This window comes from Dichotomicrobium thermohalophilum, from assembly GCF_003550175.1.
Lineage (GTDB): Bacteria > Pseudomonadota > Alphaproteobacteria > Rhizobiales > Rhodomicrobiaceae > Dichotomicrobium > Dichotomicrobium thermohalophilum.
Window position 1 is genome coordinate 113,819 of sequence record NZ_QXDF01000003.1, and the last position, 18,115, is coordinate 131,933.

Annotated in this window: 16 protein-coding genes; 8 read left to right on the forward strand and 8 right to left on the reverse strand. The window is 66.9% G+C overall.

Going from position 1 to position 18,115, the window contains the following annotated elements; all coding sequences use genetic code 11:
- Positions 1-6: 6 nt before the first annotated feature.
- Genes pyrC through dprA form a run of 3 tightly spaced genes read left to right on the forward strand, consistent with a single transcriptional unit; the run spans position 7 to position 3,109 of the window.
- On the forward strand, positions 7-1,344 hold the full coding sequence (gene pyrC, locus BXY53_RS12305; protein ID WP_119062293.1) for a dihydroorotase: 1,338 nt from the start codon (positions 7-9) through the stop codon (positions 1,342-1,344).
- Between the two features lie 23 nt (positions 1,345-1,367).
- Positions 1,368-1,976, forward strand: coding sequence for a glycerol-3-phosphate 1-O-acyltransferase PlsY (gene plsY / locus BXY53_RS12310; RefSeq protein ID WP_119062294.1), 609 nt, complete (start codon positions 1,368-1,370; stop codon positions 1,974-1,976).
- An 11-nt stretch (positions 1,977-1,987) separates the two neighbouring features.
- Complete coding sequence (gene dprA / locus BXY53_RS12315; RefSeq protein ID WP_210209236.1) at positions 1,988-3,109, forward strand: DNA-processing protein DprA; 1,122 nt, start codon at positions 1,988-1,990, stop codon at positions 3,107-3,109.
- 2 nt (positions 3,110-3,111) lie between these two features.
- Here dprA and BXY53_RS12320 read toward each other — a convergent pair whose 3' ends face one another.
- Together BXY53_RS12320 and BXY53_RS12325 are read right to left on the reverse strand one after the other, a co-directional pair.
- A complete protein-coding gene (locus BXY53_RS12320; RefSeq protein WP_119062295.1) occupies positions 3,112-3,684 on the reverse strand; it encodes a DUF1287 domain-containing protein in 573 nt (190 codons plus the stop codon).
- A gap of 15 nt (positions 3,685-3,699) precedes the next feature.
- Positions 3,700-3,996: a YciI family protein gene (locus BXY53_RS12325; RefSeq protein ID WP_119062296.1), complete on the reverse strand. Its 297-nt coding sequence runs from the start codon at positions 3,994-3,996 to the stop codon at positions 3,700-3,702.
- A 176-nt stretch (positions 3,997-4,172) separates the two neighbouring features.
- On the opposite strand from BXY53_RS12325, the gene BXY53_RS12330 reads away from it, so the two are divergent.
- The gene (locus tag BXY53_RS12330; RefSeq protein ID WP_170144445.1) at positions 4,173-6,023 is read left to right on the forward strand and encodes a pentapeptide repeat-containing protein; all 1,851 of its coding nucleotides are present in this window, start codon (positions 4,173-4,175) and stop codon (positions 6,021-6,023) included.
- On the opposite strand, the gene BXY53_RS12335 is transcribed toward BXY53_RS12330, so the two are convergent.
- The 4 genes from BXY53_RS12335 to BXY53_RS12345 are packed head-to-tail and all read right to left on the reverse strand — an operon-like array spanning position 6,010 to position 8,889.
- Positions 6,010-7,296 carry a CCA tRNA nucleotidyltransferase gene (locus tag BXY53_RS12335; RefSeq protein ID WP_170144446.1) on the reverse strand — a complete coding sequence of 429 codons (1,287 nt, stop codon included), beginning with the start codon at positions 7,294-7,296 and terminating at the stop codon, positions 6,010-6,012. The two genes, BXY53_RS12330 and BXY53_RS12335, sit on opposite strands and share 14 nt — an antisense overlap.
- A gap of 35 nt (positions 7,297-7,331) precedes the next feature.
- A complete protein-coding gene (locus BXY53_RS14185; RefSeq protein ID WP_170144447.1) occupies positions 7,332-7,595 on the reverse strand; it encodes a DUF6111 family protein in 264 nt (87 codons plus the stop codon).
- Entirely contained in the window at positions 7,592-8,245 is a 654-nt protein-coding gene (locus BXY53_RS12340) for a CoA pyrophosphatase (protein WP_119062299.1), read from the reverse strand. The genes BXY53_RS14185 and BXY53_RS12340 overlap by 4 nt, the downstream gene beginning before the upstream one ends.
- A 41-nt stretch (positions 8,246-8,286) precedes the next feature.
- Entirely contained in the window at positions 8,287-8,889 is a 603-nt protein-coding gene (locus tag BXY53_RS12345) for a DUF1285 domain-containing protein (protein ID WP_119062300.1), read from the reverse strand.
- A gap of 137 nt (positions 8,890-9,026) precedes the next feature.
- Here BXY53_RS12345 and BXY53_RS12350 point away from each other — a divergent pair, with 137 nt between their 5' ends.
- From BXY53_RS12350 to BXY53_RS12365, 4 genes are read left to right on the forward strand one after another with little or no spacing between them, the layout of a single operon-like run.
- Positions 9,027-10,028, forward strand: a complete 1,002-nt coding sequence (locus BXY53_RS12350) for an AAA family ATPase (RefSeq protein WP_119062301.1) — start codon at positions 9,027-9,029, stop codon at positions 10,026-10,028.
- 20 nt (positions 10,029-10,048) lie between these two features.
- A complete protein-coding gene (locus BXY53_RS12355; RefSeq protein ID WP_119062302.1) occupies positions 10,049-11,011 on the forward strand; it encodes a DUF58 domain-containing protein in 963 nt (320 codons plus the stop codon).
- Positions 11,012-11,014: 3 nt separating this feature from the next.
- Positions 11,015-13,831, forward strand: a complete 2,817-nt coding sequence (locus tag BXY53_RS12360) for a DUF4159 domain-containing protein (RefSeq protein WP_119062303.1) — start codon at positions 11,015-11,017, stop codon at positions 13,829-13,831.
- Between the two features lie 19 nt (positions 13,832-13,850).
- Complete coding sequence (locus BXY53_RS12365) at positions 13,851-15,938, forward strand: hypothetical protein (RefSeq protein WP_119062304.1); 2,088 nt, start codon at positions 13,851-13,853, stop codon at positions 15,936-15,938.
- Here BXY53_RS12365 and BXY53_RS12370 read toward each other — a convergent pair.
- Positions 15,935-16,363: a DUF1284 domain-containing protein gene (locus BXY53_RS12370; protein ID WP_119062305.1), complete on the reverse strand. Its 429-nt coding sequence runs from the start codon at positions 16,361-16,363 to the stop codon at positions 15,935-15,937. The genes BXY53_RS12365 and BXY53_RS12370 overlap by 4 nt on opposite strands.
- A 37-nt stretch (positions 16,364-16,400) precedes the next feature.
- The gene (locus tag BXY53_RS12375; RefSeq protein WP_119062306.1) at positions 16,401-18,086 is read right to left on the reverse strand and encodes an acyl-CoA dehydrogenase family protein; all 1,686 of its coding nucleotides are present in this window, start codon (positions 18,084-18,086) and stop codon (positions 16,401-16,403) included.
- Positions 18,087-18,115: the final 29 nt, after the last annotated feature.

Sequence of the window (18,115 nt, forward strand, 5' to 3'; positions counted from 1 at the left end):
CCGCACATGAACGCGCCCGTCCTGCCCGCCCGCCGCGAACCGTCTCAGCCGCTTGCCCTCATCAATGCGCGCCTGCTGTGCCCGACCAGTGGGCGCGATGAACGCGGCGGCGTCTACGTCGAGAACGGTGTCATCGCGGATCTCGGCCCGCATCTGGCGGACGCAGGCCCGCCCGGCGTCGAAACGATCAACTGCGAGGGCAAGCTGCTCGCCCCGGGCCTGATCGATATGCGCGTTTTCGCCGGTGAGCCCGGGCTGGAGCACCGCGAGACGCTGGAGACGGCAAGCCTCGCGGCGGCGGCCGGCGGCGTGACCACGATCATCTGTATGCCGAACACCCAGCCGGTGATCGACGGCGTTGCGCTGGTCGACTTCATCGAGCGGCGCGCCCGGGATATCGCGATCGTGAACATCCACCCGATGGCCGCAGCGACCAAGGGCCTCGCCGGCGAGGTCATCTCCGAGATCGGGTTGCTGAAAAGCGCCGGTGCGGTAGCCTTCACGGAGGGACGCGCGAGCGTGCCCAGCGCCCAGCTCATGCGCCTGCTGCTGGCATATGCGCGCGACTTCGACGCCCTCGTCGTGCAGTTTCCGGACGAGCATACGCTCGCAGACGGCGGGGTGATGAACGAGGGCGAGGTGTCGTTACGCCTGGGACTGCCGGGCATTCCCGATGTTGCCGAGACGATCGTGCTCGCCCGCGATGTGCGCCTGGTCGGCTTGACGGGCGCGCGCTATCACGCCGCGCCCATCTCCTGTGCCGGCTCGCTCGACGTCCTGCGCCGGGCGCGCGCGGACGGGCTGCCGGTCTCGTGCGGCGTCTCGATCAACCATCTCGCGCTGAACGAGAACGACGTGGGCGCCTATCGCACCTACTTCAAGCTTCGCCCGCCGCTACGCACCGAGGAGGACAGGCAGGCGATGGTCCGCGGGCTGCGCGATGGCGAGATCGACGTCATCGTTTCCAGCCACGATCCGCAGGACTTTGACGCCAAGCGCCGGCCGTTCGAGGAAGCGGCTGACGGAGCGATCGGCTTGGAGACCCTTCTGGCGGCCGCGCTTCGGCTGTATCACAATGGCGAGGTGCCGCTGCAGCGTCTGCTCCACGCACTGTCCGCGCGCCCGGCCGAATTGCTGGGCCTGCCCGGCGGACGGCTTGCAACCGGCGCGCCCGCTGACCTGATCGTCGTGGACCTCAACGCACCGTGGGTTGTCGAGGAACGCGCCCTGCGCTCGAAGTCAAAGAACACGCCCTTCGAGGACCAGATGTTCCAGGGCCGCGTGATGATGACGCTTGTTGCCGGGCGCATCGTCTATCGCTACGCTGCCGCCGATCACGCCTGAGGTAAGCCTGTCCGAGCGGAGCGATGTTCAGTTACACCGCCTGGAGCGTCTCCTGGCCCTATTTCCTGGCCGCGCTGGCCTTCGGCTACGCGCTCGGGTCCATCCCGTTCGGCTATCTTTTTGCCCGGCTGGCTGGGGTCGGGGACATCCGCTCTATCGGTTCCGGCAATATCGGTGCGACCAACGTGCTGCGCACGGGGCGCAAGTCGCTGGCCGCCGCCACACTTATCGCCGATGCTGGCAAGGGCGTCGCCGCGGTTCTCTTAGCCGCGCGCTGGGGGCCGGACACCGCCGCGCTCGCTGGTCTGGGCGCGTTTCTTGGGCATCTGTTTCCGGTCTGGCTCGGCTTTCGCGGCGGCAAGGGCGTGGCGACCTTCCTCGGCGTCGTCGGCGCGACGGTCTGGCAGGTTGCGGCCGTGTTCGCCGTCGTCTGGCTGACGGTCGCGGGGGTCACGCGCTATTCCTCGCTCGCGGCGCTGATCGGCGCGGCGGCCACGCCGCTGGCGGCCATCGCGTTTGACCGCTGGCTCGCCGCCGGGCTGTTCGCGCTGCTCGCTGTGCTCATCATCATCAAGCACATGGGCAACATCCGCCGGCTCGTACGCGGCGAAGAATCGCGGATCAAGCTGTGAAAGGGTAAGCCGTGAACGCGGGGAAGCGGCTGAACGATCAGGAACGCGTGGATTGGCTGCGGCTGATCCGCAGCGAGAATGTCGGCCCGGTCACCTTCTTCGATCTGCTGGAGCGATACGGGACCGCCGCAAAGGCACTTGAGGCACTTCCCGAACTGGCCGAGCGCGGCGGCCGGCGCAATCCGCTGCGCATCTGCACGCCGCGCGAAGCCGAACGCGAGATCGCCACGGCCCAGAAGCGCAGCCGCGCGCGCCTCGTCGCCATCGGTGAACCGGACTACCCAGTGCGGCTCGGCCTGATCCCGATGCCGCCGCCCCTGATCTACATGGCCGGGGAGCCGACGCTGGCGCAAAGGCAGGCCGTCGCCATCGTCGGATCGCGCAACGCCTCGGCCGCCGGGCGGAAGCTGACGCAGGACATCGCCCGCGGCCTGAGCGCGGAAGGCATTGCCGTCATCTCCGGTCTCGCGCGCGGCATCGACGCCAGCGCGCATGAGGGCGCACTTGAAGGCGGCACCATCGCCGTTCTGGCGGGCGGCATCGACATTCGTTATCCGCCCGAAAACGAGACGCTTTACGGCGCAATCGCCGAGCAGGGTCTGCTGATCGCCGAGAGCGCGCCGGGCTTCAAGCCGCGCGGCGTCGACTTCCCCCGACGCAACCGCATTATCTCCGGGATGGCGTCGGGCGTGCTGGTCGTGGAGGCCGCGCGCCGCTCCGGCTCAATGGTCACGGCGCGACACGCCGGCGAGCAGGGGCGCGACGTGATGGCCGTACCCGGCCACCCGCTCGACCCGCGCGCGGAAGGGCCAAACGCGCTCCTGAAGGACGGCGCGGCGCTCATCCGAAATGCAGACGATGTTTTGGAAGCGCTGCGTGCCGCGGAAATCTTCCCCGAGCCGCAGCCCTCGCTGGCCGGCTTTTCCGAGCCGGACGCTGCCCCTTTCGACCTCGACGATCGCGCCCGCCAGCAGGTGACGGCGGCGCTCAGCCCCGTGCCGATCGAGATCGACGAGCTGATCCGCATGACCGGGCTCTCCGCCCGCGCGGTGGCGGTCGTCCTGATGGAGCTGGAACTGGCCGGGCGCATCACGCGCGAAGGGCGGCGCAGCGTCGCGCTGACCACCGACTGAGGCTAGGACTGCGGGATGTAGCGGTAATGACCAGTCACGCGATACTTGAACAGCGCGTCGTCCAGTTTCGGGCCGAAGCCCTCGTTATGAACCACCAGCGGGCGCTCTCCGTCCCATGAGCGCCGCCCGGTGACGATGACGATGTGCGTCACACCGTCGGGGCGCACCGACGTCACGAGATCGCCTGGCTTGTAGTTGTCCGGGTTCTTCGTTACAGGCAGGCTCTGACCGTAACGCGCGAAGAACTTGCGCAGTTCGCGCACGCGCCGATGCTTGATATTGGGATCGCCGCCGAGCGTGCGCTTCACACGCGTTTGCAGATCTATTCCCAGATCGCGATAGGCCCGCACCACGACATCCGTGCACACCCCGCGATTGGGCGCAACGTCACCCCATTCGTTGGGAATATCCCGGTAGGCCGGATCGTAGATGACAACGCTGCGCGTCCGCTCGATCGCAGCGGCCACCAGCCGGTCCTGGAATTTCCCGGTGTAAGCCGCGATGATCCGCTCCGGCGGGACCGCGACGGCTAAGACGATCACAGCGACAAGCGGGATCAGATAACGCAGACGCATTTCCCGTCCACCTCGCTATTCCTGAAGATTGACCGTGCCCAGCACCCACCGCCAGGGATAGACATTGATCTGATCGAACAGTCCGGCCTTCGCGTACGGGTCCGCGTCCATCATGGCCCGCGCCGCATCCAGCGATTCCGCCTCAACGATCAACAGGCTGCCAACAGGGGTGCTGCCATCCTCGCCCAGTAGCGGTCCAGCCGAGACGATCGCGCCGGCGTGCCCGCGCAGGTGCTCGAGATGTGCTTCGCGTGTTTGCTGGCGAAGCTCGCTCACATTCGGCTTGTCCTTGCAGATGCAGGCATAGAGCATGGACCACTCCCTGAAGGTGACACTGTGTTGCGCCGGGGCATCATGGCGCGGCACCATCGCCGGTTCCGGCCGACGCCGCCCTATTTTTCGTTCCCTCACTGTTTAATGATGAAGCCTCTCGGGACCAAGGCCGGTTTCCAATGCGCAAGGCAATTTTTCGTGATGGCGAGCGCGACATGAGCGTCGAACAGACACTGGCGCGTTGGGGTGAAGGCAAGGAAAGCTGGAACGCGTGGGCGGAAGAGCTGCTGGCGCGCAAGGCCCGCCTGATCGAGGCGGATGAATGGGCGGCCAATCCGTTCGGCGAGGGCGAAAACGACGCCACGCGCGCGTGGCTCGAGGACGCGCGCGCCGATTTCTCGGATCAGGTGTTTCCGGAGAACGTGCATTTCGCGGGCTACATCTTTCCCGGCCCTGTCGTGTTCGCGAACTGCGCATTTTCAGGCGGGGCAACCTTCGATGATGTGCGCTTCGAGTCCGGCGCGGTATTCACCAAGGCGCGGTTCGAGGCGGCGGCCAGCTTCAAACGCGCGAATTTTGCCGGCATCGCGGATTTTGACGAGGCGATGTTCACAGCGGACGCGGCCTTCGAGCACGCGCAATTCGCTATGGACAGCGATGGTCCGCTGGTCATCGCCGCGCGGTTCAGCCGCTGCCAGTTCGCCGGGCGCACGGATTTCCGGGAAACAGCCTTCGCGGGCAACGCCAAGTTCACGCGCTCCGGCTTTGACGAGGGAATGCGCTTTGATTCCGCGTCCTTCCAGGGCGCCGCGGACTTCGCCGGGGTCTGCGCCAAGGGTATCGCTGCCTTCGCTCAGGCACGATTCGCGGGCGACGCGAGCTTCGCCGATGCGGAACTGCAGGACGAGGCGCGGTTCGCCGAGGCCCGGTTCGAGGGCGAGGCTTCCTTCGAGCGCGCGGAATTTGAGGAAGGCGCGCTGTTTCGCGGCGCGGTGTTCGCCGACAATGCCTCGTTCAACCACGCGAAATTCGGTGGCCGGGCGGGCTTCGGTGCCTGCCGGTTCTTCGCGCCTGTGAGCTTTGCGGCGACCCGCTTCAAGGACCAGGCCGACTTCGCCACGGCGCATTTCACTGACGCTCGCTTCCACAGTGCCCGGTTCCGCGCGCCCGCGGATTTCGAAGGGGCTGCTTTCGCCGGCGATGCGGATTTCTCCGGTCTGCGCAGTGACAGCGCGTTGACGCTGGCGGAAACGCGCTTCGACGGCGCACCGGATTTCCTGAACGCGCAGATCAAACAACCGCCCCGGTTGGAAAACATGGGCATCAAGGCACCCGTGCGCCGCTTCCGCCGGTGGGGCGATGGGCAACGCGATCCGCGGCCGTGGCTGTTCCGGCTGATGCCTGTGGCGCGGGATGGGCTGGAGGCCGCGCGGTTCCGCCAACTCCGCCATCTGGCACGCGCCGGGCTGGACCACGAGCGCGAGGGCGCCTTCTATGCCGACGAGTTGCGCGCGGCCCGATTCTGGCGGCACAAGCCGCTGGGGCGCGGCGCGGGGCGATTCTGGCTGGGCTGGCTGTATGGCGGGACCGCAAATTTCGGCCGATCGATCCTGCGGCCACTGGGGCTGTGGGTGGTGACCACCGTCCTGTTTGCCTTGGTCTACCTGGGTCTGCGGGACACACCCGCGCCAACGACGACCGAAGCGCCTTTTCCGGCCTGGCCCGATACGCGGTCGTTCCAGAGCATGTTTGACTGGCTGGCCGGCGTTGGTGAGTGGTCATTCCACATGATCGCCAATCTCTACGCCTCCGGCGGCTGCGTGACAGGCGACGGCAGCGCCTCAGGGGAGGCGCTGTACCTGTCCTTCAAGAACAGCCTGTTCTTCGTGCCGTGGGAAAGCCCGCTTGCAGCCCAACGGGTCTATGGCTGCCTGTATGGACTGGAGGGCGGCGCAGCCGTGGTGCCGCTAGCGGCGTCGGTCGCAGCACTGATGCAAAACGTCATCGGCGTCGTGTTGCTGGTGCTGGCCGCGCTGGCACTGCGCAACATGCTCAAGCGCGGCTAGCGACCAACTCGCGCGCCCAGTCCATGAGCGTCTCGCGATCCGCCGCGAAGTCGCCTTCGATCCAGCGCTGCTCCAGGGCGCGCAACGCCTCGCCGACCGCCGGGCCCGGCTGCATCCCGAGAGCAAGCAGGTCAGCCCCCTTGAGCGGGAAGACCGGGGTCTCCCACGCATCCGGCAGAGTAAACAGAGCGCCCCACGCAGTATCTTCCACCGCCGCGCGCGAGTCGCTCCAGGCCAGCAGCAAGCCGCCGCGGTAAACCTTCGGCCCCAACCGATAGAGTGCCGCCTTCGCGTCGAGCTGCGCCATGCTCGCGTCCAGCCGCCGCGCCGCGCGAGGCAACGCGACCAATTCGTCCCGCTCGGCGTTCGACAGACGCAGGTTATCCGCCAGGCGTTCTGCCTCTTCCTCGACGCGCACGGCGAGCGCCGCAAGCCGCACCATCGGATCGGCGGTGAACCGCCGCGCCTGCTGGATCGCCTGAACCCGCGAAAACGCCGTCAACCGCGGCGCGCCGGCGAGCAGCCGCACCAGCACGCCGGTGTCCATCATCGCCTCCAGCGAGCGCGCGGCCCCGCGCGCCGCCAGCAGCCGGATCAGCTCGGTGTGCACGCGCTCGCCCGACAGCCGCTCCAGCCCCTCGCTCTCCTCCTCGATCGCGGCCAGCGCCTCTGAATCCATCGTCTCCCGCGGCGATTCCGGCGCGCCGTATTCCGCCTCGAAGCGGAAAAAGCGGAGGATCCGCAGATAATCCTCGCGGATGCGTTCATGCGGATCCCCAATGAAGCGCACGCGCCGCGCCTGCAGGTCCGCATAGCCGCCGAGCGGGTCGTAGACCGTGCCGTCCGGACCGGCATACAGCGCATTCATCGTGAAATCGCGCCGGCGCGCATCACTCGCCCAGTCGCGGGTGAAGGTCACGCGGGCATGGCGGCCATAGGTCTCGACATCCTGGCGCAGCGTTGTGACCTCGATCGGCTCATGGTCGGGTACAAGCGTGACAGTGCCGTGCTCGGAGCCGGTATCAACCGCTTTCACGCCCGCCTCTCCGGCGAGCCGCATGACCTCGTCGGGGGTCGCTGTCGTCGCGATGTCGACATCCGTCACGGGAATACCCATGAGCGCGTTGCGCACCGATCCGCCGACCGCACGCGCCTCGTGACCATTGCGATTGAGCAGCTCCAGCACCCTTTGCGTAGAGGCGCGTTCCAGCCACTCCGCCCCCGCCAGCAGGCCTGGCTGGACATCTTCCCTCGTATTTGCGGGATCGCTCATGAAATGGAGGCTCCTCCCTGCAAGCCCTTGAGGTGCTATTCCAGCCGCCCCGGCTTCAAGACGCCGTTCTCGACCTTTGGTGGAATGTAACGCTGACCCGGCTTGCCGCTTTCGAACTGGATGAAATACGCGATCGCGCCCATCATCAAGATCAGCCCGATGCCCAAAAGGATGATAAGCGGCGTGAAATTGATCGGCTCGTTTTTGCCGCGCCCGCCTTTGACCAGATACACATACGCGAAATAGATGATGAAGGGCAGCAGCAGCAGGAAAAGGTTGATCAGGATAACACGGATCATTCGCTGTAGAGCCTTTCATACATGCGCCGGAGAATTCCGGCGGTTGCCCCCCAGATATAGTGCTGCTTGTACGGCATCGCGTAGAACCGCCGTGGCCGCCCGCGCCAGATGACCTCGCGGATCTGGTGGTTCGCCGGTTGCATCAGGAACGCCAGCGGCACCTGCAGGATCTGTGCGACCTCGTTATGGTCCGGCACGAGCGTGAACCCCGCGCGGACAATACCGAGAAACGGCGCGATGTCGAAACCCGTCGCGGTGCGGTAATCCTCCAGCCGGCCGATGATGTCAACGAATTGCGGGTGCAGCCCGATTTCCTCGTAAGCCTCGCGCAAAGCCGCGTTCACGGGCGAGCGGTCCTCAGGACCGATCTTGCCGCCGGGGAAGGCAATCTGGCCCGCGTGCTGCGGCAGATGATCCGCCCGACGCGTCATCAGCACCCAGGCGCCGGTCGGGTGAATCGTGACCGGGACGAGCACGGCGCAGGGGCGGCGCACGGGGCCGTGTTCCTCGGCCTCTGGCCACTCCGGGTTCAATTCGTGGTCCCCACCGGCCTGCGGCGTAGGCGCGGACGCAATGCCGCCGCCGAGCCGGCGCTGCACCCGTCTTCGCAGATCGTCTTCGCTGAATTTCGTCGGATGGGCGCTGGCCACCTGTCACCTTCTCGCTGCAGCGGACGGGCCAGCGGCGACACTCAGGCTGGCTGCGCCATCTGGGCAGCACAGATCGGAAAGAATACGCCGGCGCTCCACAAGCCCAGATGCGGCACGCCGCCATAAACCTCCTCGTTTGCGAGCGCGGCCAGTTCGAACGCCACAGACCGCGAGCAACGCGCTTCCAGCCCGTCCCGCAGCAGAACATAGGGAATGAGGCCGCCGGTTTCCGCATCCCGGTCAAAGCGAACCGGGTTTTCCCGGCCGATCGTCACTTCCTCGTCGAGATTGGTGCGCAGCCGGAGGTTGCGGTCCGGTCCTTCGCCCTCGCAGGTGAGCTGAACGCCGATGAATGGCGCATCCTCAACCTCCACGCGCACTTTGTCGCACGGCGCAGCCAGTGAATATTTGCGATAACCATCACGGCGAAGGGCCTTCGCGTAGAGTTTCAGCACGCGCTGGCGTGTGATCGGACCATAGCGCGAGTGCCATTGGCCGTCCTTGTCGATGCGGATGGGCGGTGCAGTGGAGGCGTCAGCCTGAAGGGCAACAACGACCGGCTTGCGCGCCGCACGAAGCTGGGGCCGGATGCGCCCGGTGCGCTTGACCCGTGCCGCCCTCTTGAAAGAAGCCCGATTCGCCATGATCGCTGCCCCCTCGTGCGAACTTGCGAAACACCCGACCGCACTTTATGTCTCGGAAATCGACTTGACGTTGTGATACCCTCAGACACGACGCAAGTAACTCATCGCGGCCATCAACAAGGTTTTGAAGTCCAAAAATGGTGGATATACGACAGTCTGAAGATCGCATCATCCAGCAAATCGAAGAGGCCGCTGTCAAGATTCACAAGGCCCGAGAAGAAACCGAATCCGTCATTTTTGGACAGCAACGCGTGATCGAACAGTCGCTCATCACGCTCTTGTCGGGCGGTCACGCACTGTTGATCGGCGTGCCGGGCCTCGCAAAAACCAGCCTTGTCGAGACTCTTGGCGCGGTGCTCGGGCTCGACGCCAAGCGCATCCAGTTCACGCCGGACCTGATGCCGTCCGACATCGTCGGATCGGAGGTTCTTGAGGAGAGCGAGACCGGCGCGCGCAGCTTCCGCTTCATCCCCGGCCCCGTCTTCACGCAGCTGCTGATGGCCGACGAGGTCAACCGCGCCAGCCCGAAGACACAGTCGGCCCTGCTACAGGCGATGCAGGAGCATCACGTGACGGTCGCGGGCGAGAGCCACGAGCTGCCCAGCCCGTTCCACGTCCTCGCCACGCAGAACCCGCTGGAACAGGAAGGCACCTACCCGCTGCCAGAGGCGCAGCTTGACCGGTTCCTGCTTGAGATCAATGTCGATTATCCGGACGAGGCGGCGGAGCGGCAGATGCTGCTGGCGACGACCGGCGCGGAGCGGCGCAAGCCCAGCCGGGTCATCACACCCGACGAACTGATGACGACCCAGCGGCTCGTACGCGAGATGCCCGTGGGCGAGAAGGTCGTCGATGCCATCCTGCGCGTCGTCCGCGCTGCCCGGCCAGGCACGCCGGACGCTTTACCGCGCATCAACGATCTGGTCGTCTGGGGCCCCGGACCGCGCGCTACTCAGGCTATGATGCTGACGATCCGGGCGCGTGCACTGCTCGACGGCCGGCTGTCACCGTCCATTGACGACGTGGCCGAGCTTGCCGGACCGGTTCTGCGTCACCGTATGGCGCTATCCTTCTCCGCCCGTGCGGAGGATGTCTCGATCGACGACGTGATCGGCGATCTCACAGAATTGTTGAATTAAGCAAGGTGCCACCACCAGCGATGCCGCAGCATTTCCCTGCGCCCGCGCCGCAAGACCTGGAAAACACGGCACACGCGCTGGCGACCCGTCTGCCCGCCCTGCTGATCGAGGCGAACCGGGCAGCGCACACTGTTGCGCACGGCATTCACGGCCGCCGACGCGCCGGACCGGGCGAAACCTTCTGGCAGTTCCGTCATTATGAGTCGACCGATACCGCGACCAGCATCGACTGGCGGCGCTCGGCCGGCTCCGATCACCTCTTCGTGCGCGAGCGCGAATGGGAGGCGGCGCATACCGTCTGGCTCTGGCTGGACCTGTCGGACTCGATGGGCTTTCGCTCGCATCTCGCGGCGCAGACCAAGGCCGAGCGCGCAATCGTCCTTGGCTTCGCAATGGCTGAGCTGTTGATCCAGGGGGGCGAGCGCGTCGGCCTGCTCGGCCTGACACCGCCCAGCACCAGCCGCCAGGGCGTCCATCGCATGGCGGTGGCGCTGACAAAGCAACTGCGAAGCGGCTCGACAATGCCAAGTCTGCCGCCGTCGGCGCGCATCAGTCGCTACGCCAACTGCATGGTATTCAGCGACTTTCTCGATCCGATAGAGGACATACAAAACAGCCTGCAGCGCATTGCCGACCAGAATGCACGCGGCCACCTGGTACAGGTGCTCGACCCTGCGGAAGAGACGTTGCCCTATGACGGTCGCGTCGAGTTCATTGCCAGCGAGACCGGAGAGCGCATTACTGCAGAGCGCGCCAGCGAACTGCGCGAGCAATACCAGACGCGGCTGCACGCCCACCGCGCCGAAGTCGAGAGCTTCGCGCGCAAGCTGCAGTGGCCATTCCTGTGTCATCACACCGACCGGCCGGCGGAGGAAACGCTGCTGGCACTGCACACACGCATGGCCGGGCTCGACAAGCATTACCGCGCCAAACCGGTCCGCCCCGCCACGGAGGCCGACCTCTCCGAAAACGCGGGAGGCTGACGCATGGGTCTGGGCGCGCTGACATTCCTCAACCCGTGGCTGCTGCTGGGCCTTGCCGCGATCCCGCTGATCTGGTGGCTGCTGCGGTTCACGCCGCCAATGCCGAAGCGCATCATGTTCCCGGCGACCCGCTTGCTGGCCGGCCTGCAATCACGCGAGCGCACGCCTGCGCGCAGCCCGTGGTGGCTGACGGCGCTGCGCATTCTGCTGGTGACGCTGGCCGTGCTGGCGCTCTCCGGCCCGGTGCTCAACCCGCCGGGCGCCCAAACGGCGGGTGGAGCGCCGCTGCTGCTGGTCGTGGACAACGGCTGGAGCGCAGCAAGCCGCTGGGACGCGCGCAAGTCCGCGATGGACAATGCGCTGGATGCCGCGCAGCGCAACGGCCAGACGGTCGTCCTCGCACCGACCGCGGGCCTATCGCAGAGTTGGTCCGCCGCACCCGCCACACCTGCCGACGTGCGCGAACGTGCCGCAAGTCTGGAGCCGGTACCGTATGCGCCCGACCACGCACTGCTGGCGAGCCGGCTGGCTGACACGCTGCCGCCGGATCAGGTGTTCGACGTGCTCTGGCTGAGTGACGGCGTGGCCCATCCCGGTACCGACGCACTTGTCGCACGCCTGCGGGAAGCCGCCGACGGCGACGTCACGGTGGTTAGCGATCCCGGTGGGCAGACGCCGCTGGGCATGTACGGCTACACAGGCGAGGATCGCAGCCTGCGCGCACGCATCCTTCGCCCCGGTGGCGAGGCACTATCCGGTCAGATCCATGCGCTGTCGGCCCGGGGGGACCGGCTGGCCGAGGCAACTTACAGCTTTGAGGCCGGCGCGATCTCGACAGAAGCGACTTTCGAGCTGCCGCTGGAGCTTCGCAACGACGTGGCGCAACTGCGCATTCCGGGCGAGAACTCCGCCGGGGCGGTGCATCTCATCGACGACCGGGCGCGCTGGCGGCGGGTGGGCATCATCACCGGCGAGGCGCGCGGGCAGGCGCAGCCGCTGCTCTCCCAATCCTATTACATCGAAAAGGCGCTCAATCCTTACGCCGAGGTCATCTCGGTCTCGGAGCGCAACATCGCGGCGGCTGTCGACGACGTGCTTAGCCGCTCGCCCTCCGTGCTGATTCTCTCGGATGTCGGGCAGCTCATCGGCCAGTCCGCCCAGCAGATCACTAACTGGGTCGAGGACGGCGGGATGCTGATCCGTTTCGCGGGCCCGCGGCTCGAGCGCGCCAGCGACCAGCTTATGCCGGTGCCGCTGCGCCGCGGCGGGCGCGTGCTGGGCGGCGCGCTGTCCTGGAGCCAACCGCAGAAGCTTGCGCCCTATCCACCGGAAAGCCCGTTCGCCGGCATGGCGGTGCCCGAAGACGTGACGGTCAAGCGGCAGGTGCTGGCAGACCCGAGCGGTCTGGGGGAGGCCGAGGTCTGGGTACGCCTGGAGGACGGGACGCCGCTCGTGACCGCGCGGGAACGCGGCGACGGCCGGCTGGTGATGTTCCACGTCACAGCGAATTCCGACTGGTCGAACCTGCCCCTTTCCGGGGCTTTCGTGGAGATGCTCCGCCGCACTGTTGCAATGGCCGACACCGCCGGCCCGGCTGGTGACAGCGAGGCCGGTAGCGAAACAGGCACCCGCGAGGCTGGCTATCTGATGCCGCGTCGCATTGTTGACGGGTTCGGCGTGCTCGGCCCGCCGCCGCCAACCGCCTCGCCGCTCCCGGCGACCGAAGCCGCCTCGGCCGTGCCGGGGCCGGAGCGCCCGCCAGGGCTCTACGGTCCCACGGGCGGAGCGTATGCGCTCAACGTCATCCGCGAAGGCGCGGAGATCAAGCCGCTGGAACCGATCTCGGGAGCGCAAATGACCGTTTATCAGACCGGTGAGACCGTTGACCTCGCGCCGTGGCTGTTCATGGCCGCGGTTGCCGTGTTCATCGTCGAGAGTTTGGCAATCCTGCTGATGAACCTGCGCACAAGCGGCCGGCTAGCGGGCCGATCGGCCGCGGTGCTGATGGCCGCAGCCCTACCGTTCGCGCTGATGGGCGATGCGCGCGCGCAAGGCGACGAGCGGCGCGACGAGGCACTTGCGCTGAAAGGCGCGCTGGAGACCCGCCTCGCTTATGTCATTACGGGCAACGAGGAGATTGACCGCGTCAGCCGCGCCGGACTGCAAGGCTTGTCCGAGGTGCTCACCGCGCGCACGGCGGTAGAGCCCGCCGAGCCGGTGGGCCTCGACGTGGCGCGCGATGAACTGGTGTTCTTCCCGCTGATCTATTGGCCGGTCCTGCGGGAGCCGCGCCCGCTGGAAGACGAAACGCTGGCGCGCGTCGATGCCTATATGAAACAGGGCGGCATGATCCTGTTCGACACGCGGGACCAGAATCGCCGCACCTTCGACGAGATGGGGCTGGGCGGCGCGCCGGGCGAGACCGGGCTGGCCGCGTTGATCGGGCGGCTGGACCTGCCGCGTCTCGAGCAGGTACCGCAGGACCATGTGCTGACCAAATCGTTTTACCTGCTCGACAACTTCCCCGGCCGCTGGGATGGCGGACCGCTCTGGGTCGAGGCGCGCTCCGGGTCGGCGGAGCCGGGCCAGGCGGTGCGCGCGGACGGCGTGAGCTCCATCATCATCACCGCCAACGATTTCGCCGGCGCCTGGGCGCGCGATGACAGCGGCCGACCACTGTTTCCGGTCGTGCCGGGTGGCGAGATGCAGCGCGAGATGGCGTACCGCACCGGCGTTAACATCGTCATGTACGCGCTGACCGGCAATTACAAGGCCGATCAGGTTCATCTGCCGGCGCTGCTCGAACGGCTCGGCCAATAGGCCGTCGCAAGGATTTCGCATGAACTGGAGTATCGAATTTTCGCCCTTCCTGCCGCAAAGCGTGCTGATCGGCGCGGGCGTGCTCGTGGCGCTGGCCGTGATCGGGCACCTGATCCGCCGCCAGCGCGGCGCGTTCTTGCGCCTGCTCGCCGGGGCGTTCCTGCTTTTGGCGCTCGCCAACCCGGTGCTCAAGCAGGAAGAGCGCGAACCGCTGCGCAATATCGCCGTGGTCGTTATCGATGAAAGTTCCAGCCAGAAGATCGCCGGCCGGCCCGAGCGCACCAACGCGATCCGGCAGGAGCTATCCGAGCGGCTTCAGGAGATCCCAAACCTCGATATCCGGTTTGTCCGCGCCGGTCCCGGCGGCGATGCGGAGCGCGAGGAGACCCGGCTGTTCGATGCGCTCAATCGCGGCATGGCCGACGTTCCCGCGGAGCGCCTTGCGGGGGTGTTCATGGTGACGGACGGCCAAATCCATGATGTCCCGCGCGAGGCAGCCGAGGTCAACTTCGGCGCGCCCGTTCATGCAATGCTGACCGGCGAAGAGGGCGAGTTCGACCGGCACATCAAGATCCATACCGCGCCCCGCTTCGGTCTCGTCGGCAGCACCCAGACCGCCGAGATCGAGGTCGTCCAGACCGGCGCCGACGACCAGCCACAGACCGCGACGCTCACCGTGCGCCGTGAGGGCGAAGGGCCGGAGACGCTGAATGTCGGCGTGGGCCAGACAATCCGGTTGCCGTTCCGATTCACCCGCGCCGGGCCGACCTACATGGAGGTCGCGCTGGCCCCGGTCGAGGGCGAGCTGACCACGGCGAACAACCGGATTGTGATGAAGGCCGAGGGCGTGCGCGAGAACCTGCGCGTGCTGCTTGTCAGCGGCGAGCCACATGCCGGCGAGCGAACCTGGCGGAACTTGCTGCGCTCGGACGCCTCGGTGGACCTCGTGCACTTCACCATCCTGCGCCCGCCCGAGAAGCAGGACGGAACGCCGATCAACCAGCTCTCGCTGATCGCCTTCCCGACGCGCGAGCTGTTCTCCGAAAAGCTCGACGAATTCGACCTGATCATCTTCGACCGCTACCAGCGCCGGGGCGTCCTGCCGCTCATCTATCTCGACAACGTCTCGCGCTATGTCCGCGAAGGCGGCGCGGTTCTGATTGCCGCGGGCCCGGATTTCGCCTCGCCGCTGAGCCTGTACCGGACCCCCTTGTCGCGGATCGTGCCCGCGCGCCCGACCGGGCGCATCATCGAGCGCGCTTTCAAGCCGCGTGTGTCGGACAAGGGCGAGCGCCATCCCGTCACCGCCGATCTGCCCGGCGCGAACGATGCGGATGAGCCGGAGTGGGGGCGCTGGTTCCGCACCATCGACGTGCAGAACGCAGAGGGCGATGTGCTGATGACCGGGCCGGATGGCACGCCACTGCTGGTTCTCGCGCGGCAGGGCGAAGGCCGTGTCGGCATGTTCCTGTCCGACCACGCCTGGCTCTGGGCGCGCGGCTATGAGGGCGGCGGGCCATATGCCGACATTCTGCGGCGGATTTCACACTGGCTGATGAAGGAACCGGACCTGGAAGAAGAGTCGCTTGATGTCTCAGCCGGACGGCAGAGCCTGACGATCACGCGGCGGTCAATGTCGGACAGCATCGGGCCGGTGGAGGTCAATGCGCCTGACGGTGAGCAGCGCAGCGTGACGCTTGAGCAAGTCGACGACGGGCGCTGGCGAGCGAACGTGACGGCCGAGACGCCGGGTCTTTATCGCGTGACCTCGGGCGATCTCGCGGCGGTTGCCCATGTCGGCGCGGTGAACTCGCGCGAGCTGACCGAGGTCACAGCAAGCCGCGAACCGCTTGCGCCGGTTCTGGACGAGACGGGCGGCGGCGCTTTCTGGTTAGGCGGCGCGGAGGAACCCGCTGCTGCAGGGCTACCGCGCATCAGCATGCTGAGCCAGAGCCGAAAGATGCACGGCGATGACTGGGCGGGCCTGCGCGACCGACAGGCTTATATGGTCACTGGCGTGAAATACACGCCGCTCTATGCCGGGCCGCTGGCGCTGGCGCTGCTGCTCGGTCTGCTGGCGCTCATGTGGTATCGCGAGGGGCGCTAATCCGTCCGGCCGAGCTTGGCGCCACGAAAGCCGCGCCGCGCCACCCTGGTGCACAGACCATGCCATTCACAGCCCCGGCAAGCCTCGCGCGTTTCGCCGCCGGCGAACGCCGCTCGCATTCGACGCAATTCCGACTTTCCGACCAGCAGTCGCTGCTCTTCGGACAGATCAATGCCCAGCAACCGACCCAGATCACGCGCGGCCAGTTCGTCGCGTGCCCGTACGCTGTCGCGCAGGCAGTGACACTCGGCCTCGCAGAGTAACGGCGCGCAAATATCGTCCGGCCCTGCAACGATCAACACTTCCTCGCCAGCAGCGATTCGCGCCACCATGGCATCGAAATTGGCCGTGAAGGCGCGACTATAGCCGTCCCCAGCGTAAGTCAGCATACACAGCAGGTGATGCGCCCGCAGCCGAACGGTCATATCGCGCTTGGCCTATACCGCCTTCGGGGCGCTGCGCCTAGCTTTCGAGCAGACGGCGCGCGATCACCTGCGCCTGAATCTCGGCTGCCCCCTCGAAGATGCTCAGGATGCGGGCGTCGCACAGCACGCGGCTGATGGGGTATTCCAGCGCGAAGCCGTTGCCGCCGTGGATCTGCACCCCGCTATCCGCCGCCGCCCAAGCCACGCGCGCGGCGAGCAGCTTCGCCATGCCCGCCTCGACGTCGCAGCGCCGGCCCTGATCCTTCTCGCGCGCGGCATAGTAGGTCAGCAGGCGCGCGGCATGCGTCTCGACCGCCGTCATCACCAGCTTGTTGGCCACCCGCGGGAAGCTGACAATCTGCTTGCCGAACTGCTCCCGCTCGCGGGCATAGCGGAACGCCAGATCAAGCGCGTTCTGCGCCACGCCGACGGCCCGCGCGGCCGTCTGGATGCGCGCGGACTCGAACGTCGCCATGAGCTGCTTGAATCCCTGCCCCTCGGTCTCGCCGAGCAGATTGTTCGCCGGCACCGCGAAGCCATCGAAGGCGATCTCGTATTCCTTCATGCCGCGGTAGCCGAGCACCTCGATCTCGCCCCCGGTCATGCCGTCGGCCGGGAACGGGTTATCGTCAGTGCCGCGGGGCTTCTCCGCCAGGAACATGGACAAACCGCGATAGCCCGGCTCGTTTGGATCGGTGCGCGCGAGAACGGTCATGAGGTCGGCGCGGACCGGGTGCGTCGCCCAGGTCTTCTGGCCGGTGATGCGGTAGACATCGCCGTCGCGCACCGCGCGGGTCTTGAGCGAGGCCAGGTCGGAACCGGTGTTCGGCTCGGTGAACACCGCCGCCGGGAGGATGTCGCCGGAGGCAATACCCGGCAGCCAGCGCTGTTTCTGGTCCTCCGTGCCGCCCAGCAGGATCAACTCCGCGGCGATCTCGGAACGTGTGCCGAGCGAACCGACGCCGATGTACCCGCGCGACAATTCCTCCGACACGACGCACATGGCTTCCTTGCCCAGCCCCAGTCCGCCGTATTGCTCCGGGATCGTCAGCCCGAACACGCCCAGCTCGCTCATCTGCGAGATGGTCTCCATCGGGATGTAGGCGTTCTGCAGGTGCCACTCGTGGGCGTAGGGCACCACTTCGGCCTCGGTGAAGCGGCGCATTTCGTCGCGCATCGCTTCCATTGTCTCGTCTAGGCCGGCATCGCCGAAGGTCGCGGCGCCGTCGCGCTCGATCATGAGTTCAGCCAGGCGCTGCCGCGCGGCGGGCGTGTTGCCCAGCGTCATCAGCCGGCGGGCCTGCGGGTTCAGACAGGCGTCAATATCGGCGGCGCGAAAGCCGAGATCGGTCGGGCGGAAGACCTCTGTCTGGCTCATCGGGATACCGCCGACCATCTGGTGCAGGTACTCCGCGAAGGCGATCTGCGCAAGCAGCGCCTCAAGCTCGCCGAATCGCCCCTCTCCCGAGGCGTTTGCAGCATGGCGGGCCAGTTCGGCGAGCGTCTGCTCATACGTCGTCAACCAGGCAAAACCGTGCGCGACGTGCTGCTCCTGCTCCATCAGCGCGGCGTCAGGCTTGCCGTCGCCTGCCACCCGCTGCCAGACACCCTCGCGGACCAACTCGACCAGCCGCTTGGCCGCGTCTGCCGCCGGGTCAAGAAGGACGGGCAGGTCGTCCAGCAGGGCGGGCGTCTCGCTCGGTGACTGAAGGGCAACGGACATGGCCAACTCCTTGGCTTTTGCGCAGGCTC

What these genes read in the sequence shown, in the direction of transcription:
- plsY (WP_119062294.1), top strand. Translation starts at nt 1,368, where the DNA reads ATGTTCAGTTACACCGCCTGGAGCGTCTCCTGGCCCTATTTCCTGGCC.
- BXY53_RS12370 (WP_119062305.1), bottom strand. Translation starts at nt 16,363, where the DNA reads ATGACCGTTCGGCTGCGGGCGCATCACCTGCTGTGTATGCTGACTTAC.
- BXY53_RS12345 (WP_119062300.1), bottom strand. Translation starts at nt 8,889, where the DNA reads ATGGCGAATCGGGCTTCTTTCAAGAGGGCGGCACGGGTCAAGCGCACC.
- BXY53_RS12330 (WP_170144445.1), top strand. Translation starts at nt 4,173, where the DNA reads ATGAGCGTCGAACAGACACTGGCGCGTTGGGGTGAAGGCAAGGAAAGC.
- BXY53_RS12355 (WP_119062302.1), top strand. Translation starts at nt 10,049, where the DNA reads ATGCCGCAGCATTTCCCTGCGCCCGCGCCGCAAGACCTGGAAAACACG.
- BXY53_RS12325 (WP_119062296.1), bottom strand. Translation starts at nt 3,996, where the DNA reads ATGCTCTATGCCTGCATCTGCAAGGACAAGCCGAATGTGAGCGAGCTT.
- BXY53_RS12335 (WP_170144446.1), bottom strand. Translation starts at nt 7,296, where the DNA reads ATGAGCGATCCCGCAAATACGAGGGAAGATGTCCAGCCAGGCCTGCTG.
- BXY53_RS14185 (WP_170144447.1), bottom strand. Translation starts at nt 7,595, where the DNA reads ATGATCCGTGTTATCCTGATCAACCTTTTCCTGCTGCTGCTGCCCTTC.
- BXY53_RS12360 (WP_119062303.1), top strand. Translation starts at nt 11,015, where the DNA reads ATGGGTCTGGGCGCGCTGACATTCCTCAACCCGTGGCTGCTGCTGGGC.
- pyrC (WP_119062293.1), top strand. Translation starts at nt 7, where the DNA reads ATGAACGCGCCCGTCCTGCCCGCCCGCCGCGAACCGTCTCAGCCGCTT.
- BXY53_RS12365 (WP_119062304.1), top strand. Translation starts at nt 13,851, where the DNA reads ATGAACTGGAGTATCGAATTTTCGCCCTTCCTGCCGCAAAGCGTGCTG.
- BXY53_RS12375 (WP_119062306.1), bottom strand. Translation starts at nt 18,086, where the DNA reads ATGTCCGTTGCCCTTCAGTCACCGAGCGAGACGCCCGCCCTGCTGGAC.
- BXY53_RS12350 (WP_119062301.1), top strand. Translation starts at nt 9,027, where the DNA reads ATGGTGGATATACGACAGTCTGAAGATCGCATCATCCAGCAAATCGAA.
- BXY53_RS12320 (WP_119062295.1), bottom strand. Translation starts at nt 3,684, where the DNA reads ATGCGTCTGCGTTATCTGATCCCGCTTGTCGCTGTGATCGTCTTAGCC.